The organism is Zobellia russellii, from assembly GCF_044597075.1.
Taxonomy (GTDB): Bacteria; Bacteroidota; Bacteroidia; order Flavobacteriales; family Flavobacteriaceae; genus Zobellia; species Zobellia russellii.
The window spans coordinates 2,384,963-2,405,000 of the sequence record NZ_CP139000.1 but is presented as its reverse complement, the minus strand read 5'-3'; the positions used below and the strand labels follow the sequence as shown (position 1 = coordinate 2,405,000).

At 42.7% G+C, this 20,038-nt stretch carries 8 protein-coding genes, 2 tRNA genes and 3 rRNA genes (1 of these 13 only partly in view); 8 read left to right on the top strand and 5 right to left on the bottom strand.

Annotated elements, in window-relative coordinates; translation table 11 throughout:
* The 5 genes from SJY45_RS09740 to rrf form a co-directional block, all read left to right on the top strand.
* Window positions 1–1,463: ribosomal RNA gene (locus SJY45_RS09740) — 16S ribosomal RNA — on the top strand; it begins 63 nt to the left of the window's first position.
* Between the two features lie 149 nt (window positions 1,464–1,612).
* Window positions 1,613–1,686 (top strand) — tRNA-Ile (locus SJY45_RS09735).
* Between the two features lie 123 nt (window positions 1,687–1,809).
* Window positions 1,810–1,886: transfer RNA gene (locus SJY45_RS09730), tRNA-Ala, on the top strand.
* Between the two features lie 205 nt (window positions 1,887–2,091).
* Window positions 2,092–4,924: ribosomal RNA gene (locus SJY45_RS09725) — 23S ribosomal RNA — on the top strand.
* A 172-nt stretch (window positions 4,925–5,096) separates the two neighbouring features.
* A 5S ribosomal RNA gene (gene rrf / locus SJY45_RS09720) occupies window positions 5,097–5,206 on the top strand.
* The 16S, 23S and 5S rRNA genes sit together here with 2 tRNA genes alongside, the layout of an rRNA operon.
* Window positions 5,207–5,515: 309 nt before the next feature.
* On the opposite strand, the gene SJY45_RS09715 is transcribed toward rrf, so the two are convergent.
* From SJY45_RS09715 to SJY45_RS09705, 3 genes are all read right to left on the bottom strand, one after another.
* Window positions 5,516–7,024: a RagB/SusD family nutrient uptake outer membrane protein gene (locus SJY45_RS09715; RefSeq protein ID WP_400070357.1), complete on the bottom strand. Its 1,509-nt coding sequence runs from the start codon at window positions 7,022–7,024 to the stop codon at window positions 5,516–5,518.
* Between the two features lie 19 nt (window positions 7,025–7,043).
* On the bottom strand, window positions 7,044–10,214 hold the full coding sequence (locus tag SJY45_RS09710) for a SusC/RagA family TonB-linked outer membrane protein (protein WP_400070355.1): 3,171 nt from the start codon (window positions 10,212–10,214) through the stop codon (window positions 7,044–7,046).
* A gap of 551 nt (window positions 10,215–10,765) precedes the next feature.
* On the bottom strand, window positions 10,766–13,966 hold the full coding sequence (locus tag SJY45_RS09705; protein WP_400070353.1) for a PVC-type heme-binding CxxCH protein: 3,201 nt from the start codon (window positions 13,964–13,966) through the stop codon (window positions 10,766–10,768).
* 303 nt (window positions 13,967–14,269) lie between these two features.
* On the opposite strand from SJY45_RS09705, the gene SJY45_RS09700 reads away from it, so the two are divergent.
* The 3 genes from SJY45_RS09700 (at window position 14,270) to SJY45_RS09690 (ending at window position 17,349) form a co-directional block, all read left to right on the top strand.
* Window positions 14,270–15,151, top strand: a complete 882-nt coding sequence (locus SJY45_RS09700) for an AraC family transcriptional regulator (RefSeq protein WP_215441081.1) — start codon at window positions 14,270–14,272, stop codon at window positions 15,149–15,151.
* Between the two features lie 209 nt (window positions 15,152–15,360).
* Window positions 15,361–16,206, top strand: coding sequence for a sugar phosphate isomerase/epimerase (locus SJY45_RS09695; RefSeq protein ID WP_215441082.1), 846 nt, complete (start codon window positions 15,361–15,363; stop codon window positions 16,204–16,206).
* A 21-nt stretch (window positions 16,207–16,227) separates the two neighbouring features.
* Window positions 16,228–17,349: a hypothetical protein gene (locus SJY45_RS09690; RefSeq protein WP_400070350.1), complete on the top strand. Its 1,122-nt coding sequence runs from the start codon at window positions 16,228–16,230 to the stop codon at window positions 17,347–17,349.
* 252 nt (window positions 17,350–17,601) lie between these two features.
* Here the strand turns inward: SJY45_RS09690 and SJY45_RS09685 are convergent, their stop codons facing one another.
* Entirely contained in the window at window positions 17,602–18,456 is an 855-nt protein-coding gene (locus SJY45_RS09685) for a DMT family transporter (protein WP_400070348.1), read from the bottom strand.
* Window positions 18,457–18,565: 109 nt separating this feature from the next.
* On the bottom strand, window positions 18,566–20,032 hold the full coding sequence (locus SJY45_RS09680; RefSeq protein ID WP_215911880.1) for a glutamate synthase subunit beta: 1,467 nt from the start codon (window positions 20,030–20,032) through the stop codon (window positions 18,566–18,568).
* Between the last annotated feature and the right edge of the window lie 6 nt (window positions 20,033–20,038).

The window sequence follows — 20,038 nt, the reverse complement described above, 5'->3', positions numbered from 1 at the left end:
GAGGGGTAACAAGTCTAGCTTGCTAGATGTTGACGACCGGCGCACGGGTGCGCAACGCGTATACAATCTGCCCCCTACTGTGGGATAGCCCAGAGAAATTTGGATTAATACCACATGGTACCATATTACGGCATCGTATTTATGGTTAAAGGTTACGGTAGGGGATGAGTATGCGTCCCATTAGTTAGTTGGCGAGGTAACGGCTCACCAAGACCGCGATGGGTAGGGGCCCTGAGAGGGGGATCCCCCACACTGGTACTGAGACACGGACCAGACTCCTACGGGAGGCAGCAGTGAGGAATATTGGACAATGGGCGGGAGCCTGATCCAGCCATGCCGCGTGCAGGAAGAATGCCCTATGGGTAGTAAACTGCTTTTATACGGGAAGAAAAAGGGCTACGTGTAGCCCACTGACGGTACCGTAAGAATAAGGACCGGCTAACTCCGTGCCAGCAGCCGCGGTAATACGGAGGGTCCGAGCGTTATCCGGAATTATTGGGTTTAAAGGGTCCGTAGGCGGGCCGATAAGTCAGGGGTGAAAGTCTGCCGCTCAACGGTAGAATTGCCTTTGATACTGTCGGTCTTGAGTTATGGTGAAGTTGGCGGAATATGTAGTGTAGCGGTGAAATGCATAGATATTACATAGAACACCGATTGCGAAGGCAGCTGACTAACCATCGACTGACGCTGATGGACGAAAGCGTGGGGAGCGAACAGGATTAGATACCCTGGTAGTCCACGCCGTAAACGATGGATACTAGCTGTCCGGGTCCTTGAGACCTGGGCGGCCAAGCGAAAGTGATAAGTATCCCACCTGGGGAGTACGTTCGCAAGAATGAAACTCAAAGGAATTGACGGGGGCCCGCACAAGCGGTGGAGCATGTGGTTTAATTCGATGATACGCGAGGAACCTTACCAGGGCTTAAATGCATATTGACAGGGTCAGAGATGACTTTTCCTTCGGGCAATTTGCAAGGTGCTGCATGGTTGTCGTCAGCTCGTGCCGTGAGGTGTCAGGTTAAGTCCTATAACGAGCGCAACCCCTACCGTTAGTTGCCAGCGAGTCATGTCGGGGACTCTAACGGGACTGCCGGTGCAAACCGTGAGGAAGGTGGGGACGACGTCAAATCATCACGGCCCTTACGTCCTGGGCCACACACGTGCTACAATGGCCGGTACAGCGGGAAGCCATGCGGTAACGCAGAGCGGATCCACAAAACCGGTCACAGTTCGGATCGGGGTCTGCAACTCGACCCCGTGAAGCTGGAATCGCTAGTAATCGGATATCAGCCATGATCCGGTGAATACGTTCCCGGGCCTTGTACACACCGCCCGTCAAGCCATGGAAGCCGGGAGTGCCTGAAGTCCGTCACCGCAAGGAGCGGCCTAGGGCAAGATCGGTAACTAGGGCTAAGTCGTAACAAGGTAGCCGTACCGGAAGGTGCGGCTGGAACACCTCCTTTCTAGAGCTTCGGCCTTCGGAATTGTCAAGGGCCCCGACGCCTCGTTCTAAATATTCAAGTCGTACAAGATCTGTAAGTATAGGATAGAGTCTCCACATTAATAATATAAGATACCTCTTTTGGTACGGAGTACAAAGAGTGGTAGGGACAGTCCCATAGCTCAGCTGGTTAGAGCGCTACACTGATAATGTAGAGGTCGGCAGTTCGAGTCTGCCTGGGACTACAAAGGGCACCTTTTGTTAGGTGCGCACGTTCATTGAGAATAATATTGAATAGGAAATTCTAGAAGTTGAGTAGTAGTTGGAAGTACTGACTACTGACTACTATATGCTAACTACTAGTATATGGGGGATTAGCTCAGCTGGCTAGAGCGCCTGCCTTGCACGCAGGAGGTCATCGGTTCGACTCCGATATTCTCCACCAGGCGGTGCCTGGAGATAATTGATTTGTCTTCAAGTATTGCATGAGTGGCCACAAGGGTAATTTTTAATTGTCCGTGGCGACTCGCCACAAGTTCATTGACATATTGGGACAGGACGTATATCTTTCGGGATATATGTACTGAAGAAAAAGAAAACACGAATTTTTTAAGTAAAGAGTACGAAATACGAATAGAACAAAAGGTCTGGCGACAAGCTAGATAAGGGCGTATGGGGAATGCCTAGGCTCTCAGAGGCGATGAAGGACGCGATAAGCTGCGAAAAGCTGCGGGGATCGGCACATACGATATGATCCGCAGGTATCCGAATGGGGCAACCCAGCATGTTGAAGACATGTTATCCGCAAGGAGGCAAACCCGGTGAACTGAAACATCTAAGTAGCCGGAGGAGGAGAAAACAAAAGTGATTCCGGGAGTAGCGGCGAGCGAAACCGGATTAGTCCAAACCGTACATGTTCCGGCATGTGCGGGGTTGTAGGACCGCGATATTCGAACAGCAATGAACTAGAACAGGTTGGAAAGCCTGGCCATAGACGGTGATAGCCCGGTATAGGTAAAGACCTGCAAGATAGCGGTATCCTGAGTAGCGCGGGGCACGTGAAACCCTGTGTGAAACCGGCGGGACCATCCGCCAAGACTAAATACTCCTGAGAGACCGATAGTGAACCAGTACCGTGAGGGAAAGGTGAAAAGAACCGTGAACAACGGAGTGAAAAAGATCCTGAAACCATACGCTTACAAGCGGTCGGAGCCCTTCGGGGTGACGGCGTGCCTTTTGCATAATGAGCCTACGAGTTACTTTTACTAGCAAGGTTAAGGACTTCAGGTCCGGAGCCGTAGCGAAAGCGAGTCTTAACAGGGCGCCATAGTTAGTAGTAGTAGACGCGAAACCGTGCGATCTACCCATGGGCAGGTTGAAGCTGTGGTAACACATAGTGGAGGACCGAACCCGTTGACGTTGAAAAGTCTTGGGATGACCTGTGGGTAGGGGTGAAAGGCCAATCAAGCTCGGAAATAGCTCGTACTCCCCGAAATGCATTTAGGTGCAGCGTGTAGATAGTTTTATAGAGGTAGAGCTACTGATTGGATGCGGGGGCTTCACCGCCTACCAATTCCTGACAAACTCCGAATGCTATAAAACGTTTCTGCGCAGTGAGGGCATGGGTGCTAAGGTCCATGTCCGAGAGGGAAAGAACCCAGACCATCGGCTAAGGTCCCAAAATATATGCTAAGTTGAAAAAACGCGGTGGAACTGCATTGACAGCCAGGATGTTGGCTTGGAAGCAGCCATTCATTTAAAGAGTGCGTAACAGCTCACTGGTCGAGCGGTTCCGCATGGATAATGATCGGGCATAAGCATATTACCGAAGCCATGGCTTTGTATTCATACAAGGGGTAGGGGAGCATTGTAGTGCCGTTGAAGGTGTACCTGCGAGGGATGCTGGAGGAGCTACAAACGAAAATGTAGGCATAAGTAACGATAATGCGGGCGAGAAACCCGCACGCCGAAAGACCAAGGTTTCCCCAGCTATGCTAATCAGCTGGGGGTCAGTCGGGACCTAACGCGGACCCGAAGGGGGAAGTGGATGGACAAGCAGTTAATATTCTGCTACCCGCACATCATTGAAAGCGACGGAGGCGAGAAGTTGGTGCGTGCAGACGGAATTGCACGTTGAAGCGAGTGGTAACACCGCGATAGTACACCGAGGCTACGGCCAAGGTGATAATCCAGCGTATCGACTTCCAAGAAAAGCGAGATGTGCGGCCCGTACCGTAAACCGACACAGGTGGTTGGGATGAGTATTCTAAGGCGCTCGAGAGATTCATGGCTAAGGAACTAGGCAAAATAGACCCGTAACTTCGGGAGAAGGGTCGCCCATCTTTTAGATGGGCCGCAGTGAAGAGGTCCAGGCGACTGTTTATCAAAAACACAGGGCTCTGCAAAATCGAGAGATGAAGTATAGGGCCTGACACCTGCCCGGTGCTGGAAGGTTAAGGGGAGATGTGAATCCTTCGGGAGGAAGCATTGAACTGAAGCCCCAGTAAACGGCGGCCGTAACTATAACGGTCCTAAGGTAGCGAAATTCCTTGTCGGGTAAGTTCCGACCTGCACGAATGGTGCAACGATCTGGACACTGTCTCGGCCATGAGCTCGGTGAAATTGTAGTATCGGTGAAGATGCCGGTTACCCGCAGTGGGACGAAAAGACCCCGTGCACCTTTACTATAGCTTCGTATTGACCTTGGTCAAGCAATGTGTAGGATAGCTGGGAGACTTTGAAGGCGCACCGCCAGGTGTGTTGGAGTCACCGTTGAAATACCAGCCTTTGCTTGTCCGGGGCCTAACCCTCCAAGAGGGAACAGTGCGTGGTGGGTAGTTTGACTGGGGTGGTCGCCTCCAAAAGAGTAACGGAGGCTTCTAAAGGTGCCCTCAGTACGGTCGGCAATCGTACGTAGAGTGCAATGGCACAAGGGCGCTTGACTGTGAGACATACAGGTCGAACAGGTTGGAAACAAGAGCATAGTGATCCGGTGGTTCCGCATGGAAGGGCCATCGCTCAAAGGATAAAAGGTACGCCGGGGATAACAGGCTGATCTCCCCCAAGAGCTCATATCGACGGGGGGGTTTGGCACCTCGATGTCGGCTCGTCACATCCTGGGGCTGGAGAAGGTCCCAAGGGTTGGGCTGTTCGCCCATTAAAGTGGCACGCGAGCTGGGTTCAGAACGTCGTGAGACAGTTCGGTCTCTATCTACTGCGGGCGTTAGAAATTCGAGCGGACCTGGCCCTAGTACGAGAGGACCGGGCCGGACCGACCGCTGGTGCACCGGTTGTCCCGCCAGGGGCATTGCCGGGTAGCTATGTCGGGATTGGATAAGCGCTGAAAGCATATAAGCGCGAAACCAACCGCAAGATGAGATTTCTTTAAAGGACCGTGGGAGACGACCACGTCGATAGGCCATAGGTGCAAGGGCAGTAATGTCCGTAGCCGAGTGGTACTAATTGTCCGTACGGCTTGCGCAACATAAGTCCCTTTCCCGCCCTGTGCGGGAAAGGGCGACAACCTTTTCTCTATAACTTTCGACCTTTTTACTTAAAGGGAACGCTGTTTTCCCCTCTTCATACCTGTCCCATTATTATGTCATACTTCGGCCGCTGCGATAGCGAAAGGGCCAAGTATCAAAATATCCAAAATTTAGGTGGCCATGGCGGCGGGGCCCACCCCTTTCCATTCCGAACAGGGAAGTTAAGCCCGCCAGCGCCGATGGTACTGCCAATAGGTGGGAGAGTAGGAAGCCGCCTTGCTTCGAGGTCCCGATCAGTTTTACTGGTCGGGACCTTTTTTTTGTCCCGTCCCGAACGGTGGGAGTTGGTTTAATTTGTGATTAGCGTGATTGTATATGACTATCCACTATGTGCAAACACGGTTAAGCTAATTGTATTCGAGATAAGGATATCCGTCTCCAAACAATCTATAGAGTGTTTTTAATTACCTTAGAGAGTGTCTTCTTCTTATGAAAGGTGCCACAAAAAATAACCCTTGGTAAAACCAAGGGCTATCTTCACTATCAACTAACTATCAAAAAAAAGAAATTCTTAAAAGTATCTTATGTATTAGTAACCTGTGTTTTGCGATAGGCTAGGGTTGTTTTGCATTTCTGATGTTGGAATTGGGAACAGGAGTTCTCTTTCTGTTAATGCTTTATTGGGGAGGTAGGAAAAGTTGTGCCCTACAAAATCTTCTAGTTGATTGGTTTCTGGGTTATAAGCTTTTCTCCATCTAGCCATGTCAAACCAAGTTTTGTTCTCAAAGCTTAGTTCATGAATTCTTTCTATTCGTACTGCATTTCTAAATGCTTCTTGTGATAGACCGGATAAATCCGCAATTTCAGCACGTTGTCTAATTTCATTAATGGCTGCATACGCATCTGCGGAGGGTGTTCCTTCTGCTTCATTAGCAGCTTCGGCATACATTAATAACACATCAGAATAACGATAGATGCACCAATTTAAATCGGATTGTGCGCTTTCTTCATTGGCCTGAACATCAAAATGCTTAAATATATATGGAGCGCCCAAATTAACACTGTCACTTCTATCCGCTTCCAAAGAGTAGCTTGTAAAATAGAATTGCTTTTCTTCGGCACGTTTATCTCCCGCTTCATAGGAATTTGCAAATTCATTGGTTGAAAATATACCTCCAGTCTGTGCTGAGTAGGCTGAGATTCCTAAATTGTACGGTAGAATTGCCGGTTGCCAGTTTGCCGATTGTATGTTGGCGGCAAATTGCGTCATAAAGATGTACTCCCCTGTATTTTTAGTAGCGGGGTTATGTAAATCATCATAAGAATCGAATATAGTATACTGGCCAGAGTCTATTACTTCTTTGGCTTTATTGGCAGCTAGTTGAAAATTTTCCGTTTTTTGAAGAGGGTATCCGCCCATAGTCAAATAAACATCTGCCAACAATGTTTTAATCGCTCCTAATGTTACTCTACCTGATTCATCTCTCCACGGTAGGGAGGAATTTTCGGCTTCAGTTAAATCTGATACAATAAGGTCGTAAACCGCTTCTGGTGAAGCTTGTTCAGGGTATAGCTGTTCTGAAGTTAAGTCTACGGATTCTGTAATAATTGGAATGTTACCGAACATTCTTACTAGTCCAAAATAATAATAAGCCCTAAAAAACTTAGCTTCCGCCAAATAGTTCTGTTTAGCGGTCTCATCCATGTTTATTTCCGGAATTTTTTCAATGGCTAAATTTGCTCTTGATATACCTGTATAGTATTCATTCCAAAAGCTACTTCCGTATCCGTTGTCCGAATTATTAATCAAATCTTTGACTAAATAAATGTTGGTGGCTTGTCCTAAAGAAGTATTTGCTAAACCAGTTGCAAATTCTAGCATGAGCCAAGTTCCTCCTCCGAACCCACTGTTTGTAATAGGAACTAGAGGTTCATATATACCATTTACTGCACTTTCGGCATGTTCTGCTTTGGTGAAATAGGTATCAGTAGTAAAATTGGACTCGTCTTCTTCATCTAAAAAGTCACTACATGAAGTTGTAAGCGATATAGCGGTCAGGGCCACTATAGTTCTTATGATGTTTTTATAGGTTTTCATTTTTTATCGTTTTATATTATTATAATCCAACATTAAGCCCAATCATAAATGTGCGGGGTCTTGGGTAATCATATAAGGAGTAACCTTGGTCAAACGTGCCTCCTCCATTGGAGCTTTCTGGATCGTACCCGGGAAATTTTGTGGATACAAAGAAGTTCTGAACAGACGTATAGAGTCTTAGGCGGTTTAAATGTAAGCGCTTTGTAAGTTCAGGGTTAAAGACATAGGAAAGCATTAAGTTTCTTCCTCTTAAGAAAGAGGCATCCTTTAATTTTCCAGAATCATTATTGGTGTCATATCCAGCGGCTATAGGTCTAATTTGAGCTATATCTGTATCTTGATTGTCAGGTGTCCAAGCATTCAATACAGTAGAAAAGCTGTTGGCAATGGTCTGACGGTCTTCGGCCGAATGCTCATCACGGTACATGAGACTGTTACCATATTGAAATTGAAGATCAACCAATAGCTCAAGATTGCCGTATCTAAATGTGTTGGAGAAAGTTCCAAAACCATCTGGAATTCCTTTTCCTATGATAGCTCTATCATCACTATTTATGGCTCCATCATCGTTTAGGTCTTTGTATTTAATGTCGCCGGGAAGTCTGTCATAAATGGCTGCTTCGGCGGCCTCATCTGTATTCCATGTACCTTCATCAATATAACCAAAGAAAGTTCCTACCGGTTCTCCTTCTCGTATTAGCGTGGACCCAAGGAAAATATCAGAACCTCCCGTTAATGCTACAACCTTGTTCTTATTTATGGAAATATTAAAATTTGAATCCCATCCAAATACCTCGTTATCAATGTTGGTAGTATTTAAGGTAAACTCAACCCCTTTATTTTCCATACTGCCCACATTTTGGAAAACGCTTGTAAAACCACTGGTAGAAGGAACAGGAGCATCCAAGAGCATGTCTGTAGTTAATTTACGGTATACATCAAGTTCTATTGCTATGCGGTTGTTTAGCAGGCCAAGCTCAATTCCTGCATCTACCTGCTCTGTTTTTTCCCATTTTAAATCTGGATTGGCCATTCGTTCCGGTATATTAAAGGAAGCGCGGTCTCCTGCAAAGATTACGGACCCACTTTCAAGACCTGCTAAAGCTCTATAAGCTTTAATTTCTGAGTTTCCTGTGGCTCCATAGCTAGCCCTTATTTTTAGGTTGGAAATGGTTTCGCTTTGGGACAGAAAATCTTCGTTGGATACTCTCCATGCCAAAGCCGCCGAAGGGAAGAATGCAAATTGATTTTCTGGACCAAATTTGGAAGACCCATCCGCTCTTCCTGTTAAGGTTAGCAAATATTTGTTTTGATGGTTATAGTTTACACGGCCAAAATAAGAGTTAAGTCCGTATGCTATTTTACTTGACGTTGGCGTTTGCGGATTGGACCCGGCTCCAAGATTGTTGAAACCGTAAAAATCATCTGCAAAACCCCTAGTTTCCGCTTTGGACTCAAATTCATCTATGTGCTGCCAAGAAAGTCCCAGCATGGCTGTTAACGAATTTTCGTTTTCAAAATCCTTGTTATAGGTCAAATAATTTTCAAACTGCCAAGAGTTATATCTTCCGTTTGAAACATAGGCCGCTCCATCAGGTCTGGCAATATATCTTAAGTCGCGACCTCCGTAGTAGTCATTCCTTTGATTTATGACGTTTGCCCCAACTGTAGTTCTCAATTGTAAATTTTTATTGAAGGCAATGTTGCTATAGAAATTACCTAAAACGGTTTGAGTCTTGAGGAAGTACCTTCTATCATTGGCCACAGCAACAGGACTTCCGCCACCTTCCATGCCGGGATAATCTATGTTAGAGCCCCATGTGCCATCTTCATAAGTGACGGGTATAATAGGAAGCGCTTCAAAAACTTGACGCATTGTGGTGATACCGCCACCACCTAATTGGTCTACTTGTTTTTCATTTTGGTCATTATAACCTAAGCTACCACCAACTCTTAACCAATCCGTGATATCGGAATCCATTGTGAATCTAGCCGAATAACGCTTTAACCATGATTCTATAATAAGTCCTTGTTCATCTCGAAAGCCCATAAAAAGTCCGTAGTTGCCCTTTTGGGTTCCTCCGGTAAAAGAAAGTTGATGGTTTTGTGTAAACGAAGTTCTAATAGCTTCATCTTGCCAATCCGTATCGTATAGAGGGTTTCCTTCAGAATCAAACAACCTTGGGTCGGTTCTTTTGAGTCTAGGATCTGTATACCTACCTCCTGCCCAACCTTCAGGGTCAAACTTTTCTGCATTGGCGTACGCCGTTTCTTCTACTTGAAGAAATTCTTCTGAGTTTAATAAATTAAGCTTTTTGGGGAGTGTTCCTATGCTAAAATCTACATCATAGTTAAGACGGCCACCACCACTTGTTGTGCCTCTTTTTGTAGTAACCAGAATTACACCGTTTGCACCTCTAGCCCCATAAATAGCTGTTGCCGACGCATCTTTAAGTACTTCAATAGATTCAATATCGTTAGGGTTCATGTAATCTATGGGCGTGCTTCCGTTGGGTAGACTAGCGGCGCTAAGGATTACGCCGTCAATAACATATAGTGGTGTGTTGGCAATACTTACCGAGGTGTTTCCACGAATTCTAACAACAGTTCTACCTCCGGGCCTACCTGATCCTGAAGTAATGTTAACCCCTGAAACCTTACCGGCAATGGCTTGGTTCATAGACGCGGCTGGTCTTTCGGCTAGTTCCTCCGCTTTTACGGAGCCCACGGCACCAGTTAAATCACTCTTCTTTTGGGTGCCATAGCCAACCAGTACTACTTCGTCTAAAGCAGATGCATTTTCCTCAAGGCCGATTGTTATATTGTTTTGGCCATTAATGGGTACTTCTCTCGTAGCATATCCTATATAAGAGATAACCAGTACGGCATCTTGATTGCTAACTTCAATGGAGAAATTTCCATCAAAGTCTGTGGTTACGCCATTTGTTGTGCCTTTTTCAATAATACTTGCACCAGGTAAAGGTTGGTTGCCTTGGTCGTTAACGGTACCCGTAATTACGTTGTCCTGATCATTCTTGATGAGTAGCCGAACGGTGTCATTTCTTTCTGTAAACCTATCAATTGAATCGATAGATAAACTAGCCCCAAAGGAAGATTGGAGAGATACAATTTGAAGACCTAATAAGATGCAAAACTGTTTGATCTTAAAAGATGATAACATTGAAGTCATAGTCTAAAAGTTTAAGTTGATGAATTAGTTAGGGGGATTTCCTTCAAATGTAATTGTATGTAGTGTGCGAGTACACCTGTAATTTTACTAATAATGGTATTTTTTTGTCATTTTTTGATTATTTGATATTATTGGCTTTCTTGTTTTTTTAATATCGCATTTTTAGTCGCTATAATTTTTGATACAAAAAAATGAGGAGGAGGAAGACCTTTATTTTGGTTGCGGATTGTTTTTTGAAGTTTAGAAAGTGGTATTAAAAAACAGAGTTGGGAAGATTTTTTAAGAAATTATCAATGCTTGCTATTTTTGTTGAATGGTATGGGTTGAGGATTTTGTTTTTTTTGCTAAAGGGTTAAATGGAAGTTTAAGAGGCTTAGAAGAGTGGTATTTTTTTGTTTTAACAAAAGATAAAATAGTATCAGTTTTGTAATTGAAGAGAACGGCTGCTCATTCTGTAAAACAATATCAAAATTTTCTAACGTGAAGAAAAAACAAAGGAGACACTCATAAGAATGTCCCCTTTGCAAATGGTAGAATGGTATATGTTTAAATTATTTCATTGGGTGCTCCTGAAGTAATTCTTCGGGAGAATAGAACCCTTCTTTATCTTTAATCTGTTCCTGAACTTCTTTCACTTTTTCAGGTGAAATGGCTGAAGCTTTGTTGCCAAATGTATTTCTGACATAGGTAAGCACAGCGGCAGTCTCTTCTTCATTCAGTAATTTGCCAAATGGAGTCATGGGTACTTGACCAGGATATTTCTTGCCTTTTACCTCTATAGGGCCCATAATTCCGTTTGTGGTGAGTTTTATCAGTCTTTCCTCACTGCCGGTTACCCATTTTGAACCTGCTAGAGGAGGGAACCCTGAAGCGCTAAGGCCTTCGCCATCCGATTGGTGACAGGTAGCACAATAGCCATCCCTTTCATAAATTTCTTGTCCAGCCATTAACAGTTCTAAATCTTTTCCTTTTAAATCTGTTTCTATTACTTCTTTAGCTTCTTCTCCAGCTCTATGTCCGTTTAAATGGGCAAGAGCAGATTCGTAGGGTTTTTTCATCCATTTATCCAATCCTTTTTTTCCGGCTTCGGTAATAATAGGAATGCCAATATCTTTACCTAGTCTAGATGCGGCAACCAATGCTTCAAGGCGTACTCTAGGATTGTCATCTTTTGCTGCCTGCATCAACAACTCTGCTTGATCATTAATTTGGTGCCCGCCATATCTCAATACTTCAACTGCAGCTGCACGTGCCCTAAAATCTTTAGCTCCTAATAATTGGGTCAATAAATCATGATCAATATTGTTAAGCCCCCAACTAACCCAAAGAGCCTCTAAAAGGTTATGTTCGTAATTTTCATCTTTTTTATCAAGGTTGGAAACCCAGATATTCAATTTAGCCAAAACCTCATCGGCGTTACGAGCACGTAATTCTCTTTTGGTTCTGTAACGCGTTCTGTATTCCGGTAATTTTAAGTTGTCCAACAATTCATCTATTGTTGCACCTGCAACCTTAGCTGGTTTTACCAATGGTCTAGAGGGATAGGTAACCCTATAAATTCTACCATGTACGTGATCTCTTAGTGGGTCGCGTGCATTGTGTTGCATATGACCTATGAGTACGTTGCTCCAATCCAAAAAGTAAAGTGAACCGTCTGGGGCGAACTCCATATCTACGGGGCGGAAATTTTTATCATCGGAAAAAATAAGGTCTTGTCTATGTTTGCTGATATAGCCAGCAGTTTTAGGGTCATCTACCATTTTGTGTTGTTTGGTTCCCCTAAATCCAATCGTATTATTAATCAACATATCTCCTTGTACATTATCCGGGAAATGACGACTAGAAACAAATTCTAGGCCGGAAGTAGGACGCACTAAATGGTCTTTCTCAATAAGGTTTTCTGGGATAGGAGAGCTTACCCCGTAACGCGGAACAATAGTTCCCGGCATCATCCATGTAGCAGCTGGGCCAGAGGTATGTTCAAAAAATGGCTGCCCCCAATCGTCAAAAGCTATACCCCATGGATTTGGAATTGCCAATTGGGCGGTGCGTTCAAGATGATGACGTTGTGGACTATAACGGTAAAAACCTCCGTTAGACCCTCTAACACTTCCATAGGCCGTTTCTACATTGGAATGGAGAAAAGTACCTTCGCCCATATAAATAGCACCGGATGGATCGGTAGTAAAGGCGCTGATAGCATGGTGTGTATCATGATCATCAAACCCACTTAGAATTATTTCTTTTTTATCGGCTTTATCATCTCCATCGGTATCCTTTAATAAAATTAGGTTGGTTCCTTGGGACATGTACACGCCTTCCGGAGCAAATTCAAAACCAATGGTAAGGTGTAGACCGTCTGCAAAAACAGTTTGCTTATCCGCCTTGTTATCGCCATCCGTGTCTTCAAAAATGAGAAGTTTATCATTTGGTTTACTGTCTCCAGCTTTGTAATGAGGGTAACTTGGCATTACGGCCACCCATAAACGGCCCTTGTTATCAAAAGACATTTGAACAGGATTGGCCAAATCAGGAAACTGCTCTTCAGAGGCAAAAAGTTCTACTTTGTAGCCTGGAGCGGTTTTAATTTGAGCTAGAGCTTCTTGGCCATAGAGGTATTTAGGAGTCCCATTTTTTTCACTTTCTTTATAGTTGGTCTCTACCTTAGGCAATTTTTTTGTTTTTGCATCGGCAGCGACCAAGTCCATTTTTTTACCGGTAGCGGCCATCCAGATGGCAGTATCACGTATAGCCGTTATTTCCCGAATTTTGGCAATCTCAAAAGGGTAGTTGTCCGGTCCAAAAGGGTCGTACCGTCTTCCGTAAACATGAACGCTATTGGGTATTTTAAAATCGTTGAGCCAAAACCAGTTCTTTTCCATAACGGCCTCATGAACAAGTTGGCTGTTGGTTTCAGTAGTTTGCTTTTCTCCAAATACGGAGTTGGCCAATAATTTGGCGAATTTTTTATAGCCAGAATCCGTAAGCTGAAACCCATCTTGGGTAAGGTCTTCATCTTCGGTTTCGTACCATTTTTTTGTAGCATCGAACGCATCAACAAAAAGTACACCTTCTTCATTGGCCACCTCTTTCATAGCTTTGGTGTAAAGTGCCAAATTTGTGTTTTCCTGTATACCATCGGGTAAATCCATTTTGGCCGAAAGATTTTCAAAAGCAATAGGCGAAACAATGGCGAGCTGTGGAGGAGCAATGCCGTTATATTTGGTGGCCAAAGTATGTTTTATGAAAGCACGCAGTTCTTCCCTATAATTTTCAAGACCTTCTTGACCTTCAAAAGATTCTATATAACCAAAAAATGCAAGTATGATATCCGGTTTTAAGCTGGTAATCCATTCATCGGGAGTAGGAAAGTGACCTACACTTCCGGATTGGTGTCCGCCATCATCCTCAACAAAGTGTATTCTGCTTCCTGGGTCATGTTCAAACTTGTCGGCTCCAGGAAAGGCCCATGGAGATTTTCTAGCGGCGTGTGGTCTAAAGGCAGGAGTGTTTCCTCCATCGCACATATTTCTAATATATAAGGAATCGGTGGGATACCTTAGTTGCATTTCGGTCTCAAAATGCCCAAACTCCATCATTCTTGATCCTAAATTGTTTCCTACTAAAACAATGCGAGAGTTTTTATCTACGGTTAAGGTGTTGTTTTCTTTTTCGCTACATGCCAAAAATGAAAGTGCTACGACAAAGGTCATGATGAGCTTTGCTTTGTCGATCGTTTTAATAATTTTCATAATAGGTAGAATAATTTTGTTTTGAGTTAAGATGACGATGGTTTGGTCTTGGTTGAGTATTTATATCGCTCTTACAAGCTAAATAGGCTTAAAATTATTAATGTACTTTTTACACTTGTTAATATCGGAATTTGCATCCACATTAGCTTAACTATTTTTAAAAATTTGCCGATAAAATTAGATTGTTGTTGAGATTGTAGACAAAGCTATGATAGATTTTGATTTAAATTATCCTGTATCTTATTAAAAGTTGATACTTTTTTATCATATATTGGGGTCTAAACGTATTTATAGAGAAAATTTATGAGTGCTCCAAGTATAGAAAAGACGTTGACGCCAAAGGAAACTTTTATCTATAAAGACCTTATTGGTCCTTATTTTAATCCCAATTGGCATTTTCATCCTGAGTTTCAGATTTCATATATCGTAGAAGGAGAAGGAACGCGATTTATAGGTGATCATGTACAGAATTTCAAAGAAGGCGACCTTGTAATGACGGGGCCCAACCTTCCTCATTTATGGAGAAGTGACGATGTCTATTTTCAAAAGGACAGTAAACTTTCTACTAGAGGCTTGGTTATTTATTTTGATCATGTGCTCTTAAACGAACCACTTCTTGAGATGGAAGAGTTTTACAAGATAAATAAGCTTGTAGAACATTCTTTAAGGGGTATAGAATTTTATGGAGAAACAAGGGAAGCCATTATAGCACTTATTTTAGAGTTGGATAACCAACAGGGTTTTAAGAGAATTTTACATCTGTTGAAAATATTAGACACCTTATCCAATAGTAATGAGTATACGATGTTGGCCAGTCCTAACTATATGAATGCTTTTAAAGGTGGAGATGCGGAAAAAATGCGCAAAGTGTATGATTATGTGATGTCTAATTTTAAGACCAATATATCTCTGGACGAGGCCGCAGGTCTTTTAAGCATGACCACAACTTCATTTTGTAGGTATTTTAAGCCTAGGGCCAATAAGACCTTTACACGTTTTGTTAACGAGATACGAATTGGTCATGCCCGAAAATTGCTTTTAGAGGATAATTTTAATATTTCCCAAATTAGTTATGAATGCGGCTATAACGCACTATCAAATTTTAATAGACAATTTAAGTCTATTACAGACATGAGTCCCCTTGAGTATAGGAAGCTATTTTTAAAGATTCAAAAATCAGTTTAATTATGTATGACTGTGTGCTGTACTCCGTAGTAAATGGCAAAAAAGTATCAATCTTTAAGAAAATACAGGAATTTTAAAGTTTCATTTAGCGCTAGTTTTGTTCACTATATGGAATTCATAAGTCCCCCGGCCCGATTTTTAGAAGGAAATCAGAACTGAATTTCATGTTTTATTTATTTCACAACAAATTTTAAAGAAACCATTACGCAATGAAAATAGGGATGAATATGTTGCTTTGGACTAATCATGTCACTGAGCAGCATTTTGGTATTGTAGATACTCTAAAGGATACCGGATATGACGGTATTGAGCTTTTTTTTGGAGAGGGAACCGAAAAATATTATTCACAGCTGGGCAACCATTTTTCCGGAATGGATATGGGGGTTACCGGTGTAGCCTCTTTATCTGCTGAGCAAAATATTGCAAGTCCCGATAAAAAAGTAAGAGAAGCGGGTCTGGAACGTTTAAAGTGGTCAATTGATATGGGTGCGGCTGCCAATGCCCAGGTTTTATGCGGACCTTTTCATTCCACTTTTGCCTTATTTACTCGCAAACCACCCACTCAGGAAGAAAAGAAGTGGAGCAATGAAATGCTGTTAAAGGCGGCAGAATATGCCAAAGGGGCAAATATTATTCTAACGCCTGAAGCCGTAAATAGATTTGAGTGTTACCTATATAATACCATGGCCGATTTAGGTGATATGGTAAAAGAGGTAAATCACCCAAATTTGGGAGCTATGTTCGATACGCACCATGCCAATATAGAAGAGAAAAGTCAATCTGGTGCTATTAAAACTATAGCGCCCTATCTAAAGCATGTGCACATTAGTGAAAATGATAGGGGAACACCAGGTAGGGGACAAGTGAACTGGCCAGACGTTTTTTCAGGGCTCAAGGAAATAGACTATAAAGGCTGGGTAACCATTGAAGCCTTTAGTACAACTATACCCGAATTTGCCAATGCTATTAATGTATGGAGAAACTATTCACCGGTTGAGGAGGTGTATACTGAAGGATTTAAACTCATCTCAGAAGGATTGGGAATCAAAAAATAAAATATTTTAAACTAGAATAGAATGAAAAATATACTGCCAATTGTTATTTGTCTATTTTTATTTGCGTGTAAAGAGCAAAAGAAAACCATTGATACAGAACCCGAAATGGCTCAAGAAATAGACGCTCCAAAAAAATGGTTGACCTATGAGGGAGCCAATGACAATGCGAAGCATATCGTTATGATTTCGGGAGACGAGGAGTACCGTTCCGAAGAAGCGTTACCCCAATTGGCAAAAATTTTATCTAAACATCATGGGTTTAAATGTACCGTTCTATTTGCGCAGGAAGAAGATAAGCCAGGTATTGTAAATGCGAATTACGTTAAAAATATACCGGGATTGGAGGCATTGACTTCGGCGGATATGATGGTAATCTTTACCCGGTTTAGAGCACTGCCTGATAATCAAATGAAACATATTGACGATTATTTAAAATCTGGAAAACCGGTTATGGGATTAAGAACTGCGACCCATGGTTTTAATTTTCCTGAAGATTCCAATTCTCCATATGCGCACTATAGTTTCAATTACAAAGGAGACAAGACGGAATGGGACGGCGGTTTTGGTCGCTTGGTTCTTGGCGAAACCTGGATCAATCATCATGGCCACCATAAACACCAAAGTACAAAGGGAATGGTAGCTATAGGCGCTGGTACAACCGGTATAACCAACGGAATTTCTGATGGAGACGTATGGGGTGCTAGTGATGTGTACGGGGTTAGACTTCCCCTTCCTGGAGACTCGCAGCCTATAATCTTAGGGCAGGTTATGAATAGAAAAGGAGAGTATGATGAAAACGACGTGTTTTACGGAATGAGACCCTCGGATGATGAAATTGCAACTACCAACAAAGATGGAAAAAGCCTAGGTGAAGAGTTGATGCCCGTTACATGGATTAAGAGCTACCAATTACCTGATGGTAAAAAAGGAAAAGCGTTTACGTCTACAGTTGGTGCCGCAAATGACCTATTGGTAGAAGGTACCAGAAGATTACTGGTAAATGGCATATTTTGGGGACTTGATTTGCCCATTCCAGAAAGGGCAGATGTTACCTTGGTTGGTGATTACAAGCCCACCAAATTTGAGTTCCGTAAGGATGATTATTGGCCTTCAAAACAGGTGAGTATTGAGAGTTTTGAATAAGCCGAAAATATATTGCAAAATATAAAGGTTAGTTAGCGCATAAAAGAAAGCCACGCCAAGCAGTGATTTCTTTTGTGCGCTTTCTTGTCTTAGAAAGGCGTAAGTCCGTTTCATTTGAGTTTTTACAGTGTTGATTGGTCCTCTTTAACTAATATTTAGGTATACTTCTAAAAAGGATTAGTGATTGAGTTATCTTTATGCCAAATTTAAAATAGGGCATTATACTTACTTAATTTATAAATAGATTAAGTGTTACATCGTATATCTTTTGTCTCGGGCTTTGTAGGCAACGTTCATTACCAAACCGGCTATGATTAAAACAATACCCACTAAACTCCATAGCGTATAAACTTCGCCTAGCCACATAAAGCCAATTAGTCCAGTAAAGAGTACTTCAAGATATTTAAAGGGAGCAACTAGATTGTTGGAGGCTATTTGGAATGCTTTGGTCATGTAGAGTTGCCCTATAAATCCGAAAAAACCTAATGTTGAAAAGAAGAGCCAATCTATTCCTATGGGGTTCTGCCAGTAGGGTATGGCAAATATTCCGCCAAAAAAAGTTGCAGTAAGCATAAAGTAATTTACAATTACAATAGGGTGGTCGCTTTGTCCAATTTTACTGATGATAATATAAACTAGTCCGCTTAATACCGCCGCTCCAAAGATTAGAATAAGGCCTGTGTTATCTAGGTTAGAGTCCAGTCCTTTTAGAATTAGAACGCCAATAAACGAAACGATAAAAAACAGCCATTGCACTGGTTTTATTTTTTCCTTCAATAAAAATATCGCAAATATGGCGGAGAAAATAGGTGCTAGATAGCGAAGTGAAACCGCCGTTCCTGCCGTGAGATATTTCAATGACATAAAGAAAAGGGTCATAGAACTTGTACCAACAATTGCGCGTAACACCAGAAGCTTTTTATTATTTCCCAATACAGGAACTTTCAAGCGTTTTAGGATGGCCATTGTGAGTAGGAACGAGCCAAAACCCCTAAAAAATACAATTTGATAGACGTTATAGTGCTGTAGTTGTTTTACGGCGACATTCATTAGGGTAAATGCCAATGCACTAAGAATCATGTAAAAGAGAACTTTTTTAATGTTCATAACGGAAACCTAAAAGGCCTTTTGCTACGTGATGTAGTGGATAAAAAAAATCCAACCCAATTAATTGGGTTGGATCGTATAAATTCTAGTTATATAAAACTAACCCTGGTTACACCCTTGGCAAATCTCCTTCACCTTTTAACGGTAAAGCAGATTCTCCCATAAGATAGGTGTCTACATGATGGGCGGCTTGGCGACCTTCAGAAATGGCCCAAACAATTAAGGATTGACCTCGTCTTTGGTCACCTGCAGCAAAGATGCCGGGAACGTTGGTCTTATAGTTGCTTTCGCTGGCCTTAATATTGGTTCTTCCGTCGGCTTCGATACCCAATTGCTCGGCAATGGTCATTTCAGATCCCGTAAAACCTAATGCTAATAGGGCCAATTCGCACTTCCACTCTTTTTCGGTGCCTTCCACTTCTTTTAAGACCATAGCTTTTCCTGGTTCTCTAATCCACTCTACCTGAGTAGTGATAAGTCCAGTTAGGTTACCTTTATCGTCTCCAATGAATTTTTTAGTAGATATGCTAAAGAAACGTTCCGCACCTTCTTTGTGGGACGTACTTGTTTTTAGGCGCATTGGCCAAAAAGGCCAAGGTTGTCCTTCCGGTCTTTCGGTTGTGGACATTGGCATGATTTCAAAATTTGAAACAGAAGTTGCCCCGTGTCTTATAGATGTACCTATACAGTCAGACCCAGTATCACCACCACCAATAACGATAACGTCTTTGCCCGTGGCCATGATTTCGTTTTCAAATTCTTTAACGCCATCTACTCTTCTATTGTTCTGCGGTAAGAAATCCATCGCCTGAACCACACCATTTAAATCGGCTCCTTCTATTGGCAGGTTTCTGCGAACGGTTGCACCACCACAAAGTACTACAGCATCAAAATCATTCTGAAGGTCTTTACCTGAAATATCCTTGCCAACGTGAACACCACACTTAAACTCAATACCTTCTTCTTCTAAAACTTCTAGCCTGCGATCAATGATATGTTTTTCCATCTTAAAATCTGGAATACCATAACGTAGTAGTCCACCTGGTTTCTCATCTCTTTCAAAAACGGTAACGGTGTGTCCTGCACGGTTTAGTTGTTGTGCCGCAGCAAGCCCGGCAGGTCCGGAACCTACAATAGCTACCTTTTTACCGGTTCTTGTTGTTGGAGGTTTTGCAACTATCCATCCTTTTTTAAAGGCGGTTTCAACAATATTCTTTTCTATATTTTCTATAGTTACCGGGTCTTCGTTGATGCCTAAAACACATGCTTCTTCGCATGGGGCAGGGCAAAGTCTTCCGGTAAATTCCGGAAAGTTATTGGTGGCGTGTAGAATGGTTGCTGCCTTTTCCCATTTGCCACGATATACGGCATCGTTAAAATCAGGAATAAGGTTGCCTAACGGGCAACCACTGTGGCAAAACGGAATACCACAATCCATACATCTTGCACCTTGTTCCTTAAGCTCCGGCTCATTTAAGGCAACGGTAAACTCATTATAATTTTTAACGCGGTCTTCAACAGGCGCGTATGATTCTACTTTTCTATCGAATTCCAAAAATCCTGTAATCTTTCCCATGTCTCG

What these genes read in the sequence shown, in the direction of transcription:
- SJY45_RS09700 (WP_215441081.1), top strand. Translation starts at nt 14,270, where the DNA reads ATGAGTGCTCCAAGTATAGAAAAGACGTTGACGCCAAAGGAAACTTTT.
- SJY45_RS09710 (WP_400070355.1), bottom strand. Translation starts at nt 10,214, where the DNA reads ATGACTTCAATGTTATCATCTTTTAAGATCAAACAGTTTTGCATCTTA.
- SJY45_RS09690 (WP_400070350.1), top strand. Translation starts at nt 16,228, where the DNA reads ATGAAAAATATACTGCCAATTGTTATTTGTCTATTTTTATTTGCGTGT.
- SJY45_RS09705 (WP_400070353.1), bottom strand. Translation starts at nt 13,966, where the DNA reads ATGAAAATTATTAAAACGATCGACAAAGCAAAGCTCATCATGACCTTT.
- SJY45_RS09715 (WP_400070357.1), bottom strand. Translation starts at nt 7,024, where the DNA reads ATGAAAACCTATAAAAACATCATAAGAACTATAGTGGCCCTGACCGCT.
- SJY45_RS09680 (WP_215911880.1), bottom strand. Translation starts at nt 20,032, where the DNA reads ATGGGAAAGATTACAGGATTTTTGGAATTCGATAGAAAAGTAGAATCA.
- SJY45_RS09685 (WP_400070348.1), bottom strand. Translation starts at nt 18,456, where the DNA reads ATGAACATTAAAAAAGTTCTCTTTTACATGATTCTTAGTGCATTGGCA.
- SJY45_RS09695 (WP_215441082.1), top strand. Translation starts at nt 15,361, where the DNA reads ATGAAAATAGGGATGAATATGTTGCTTTGGACTAATCATGTCACTGAG.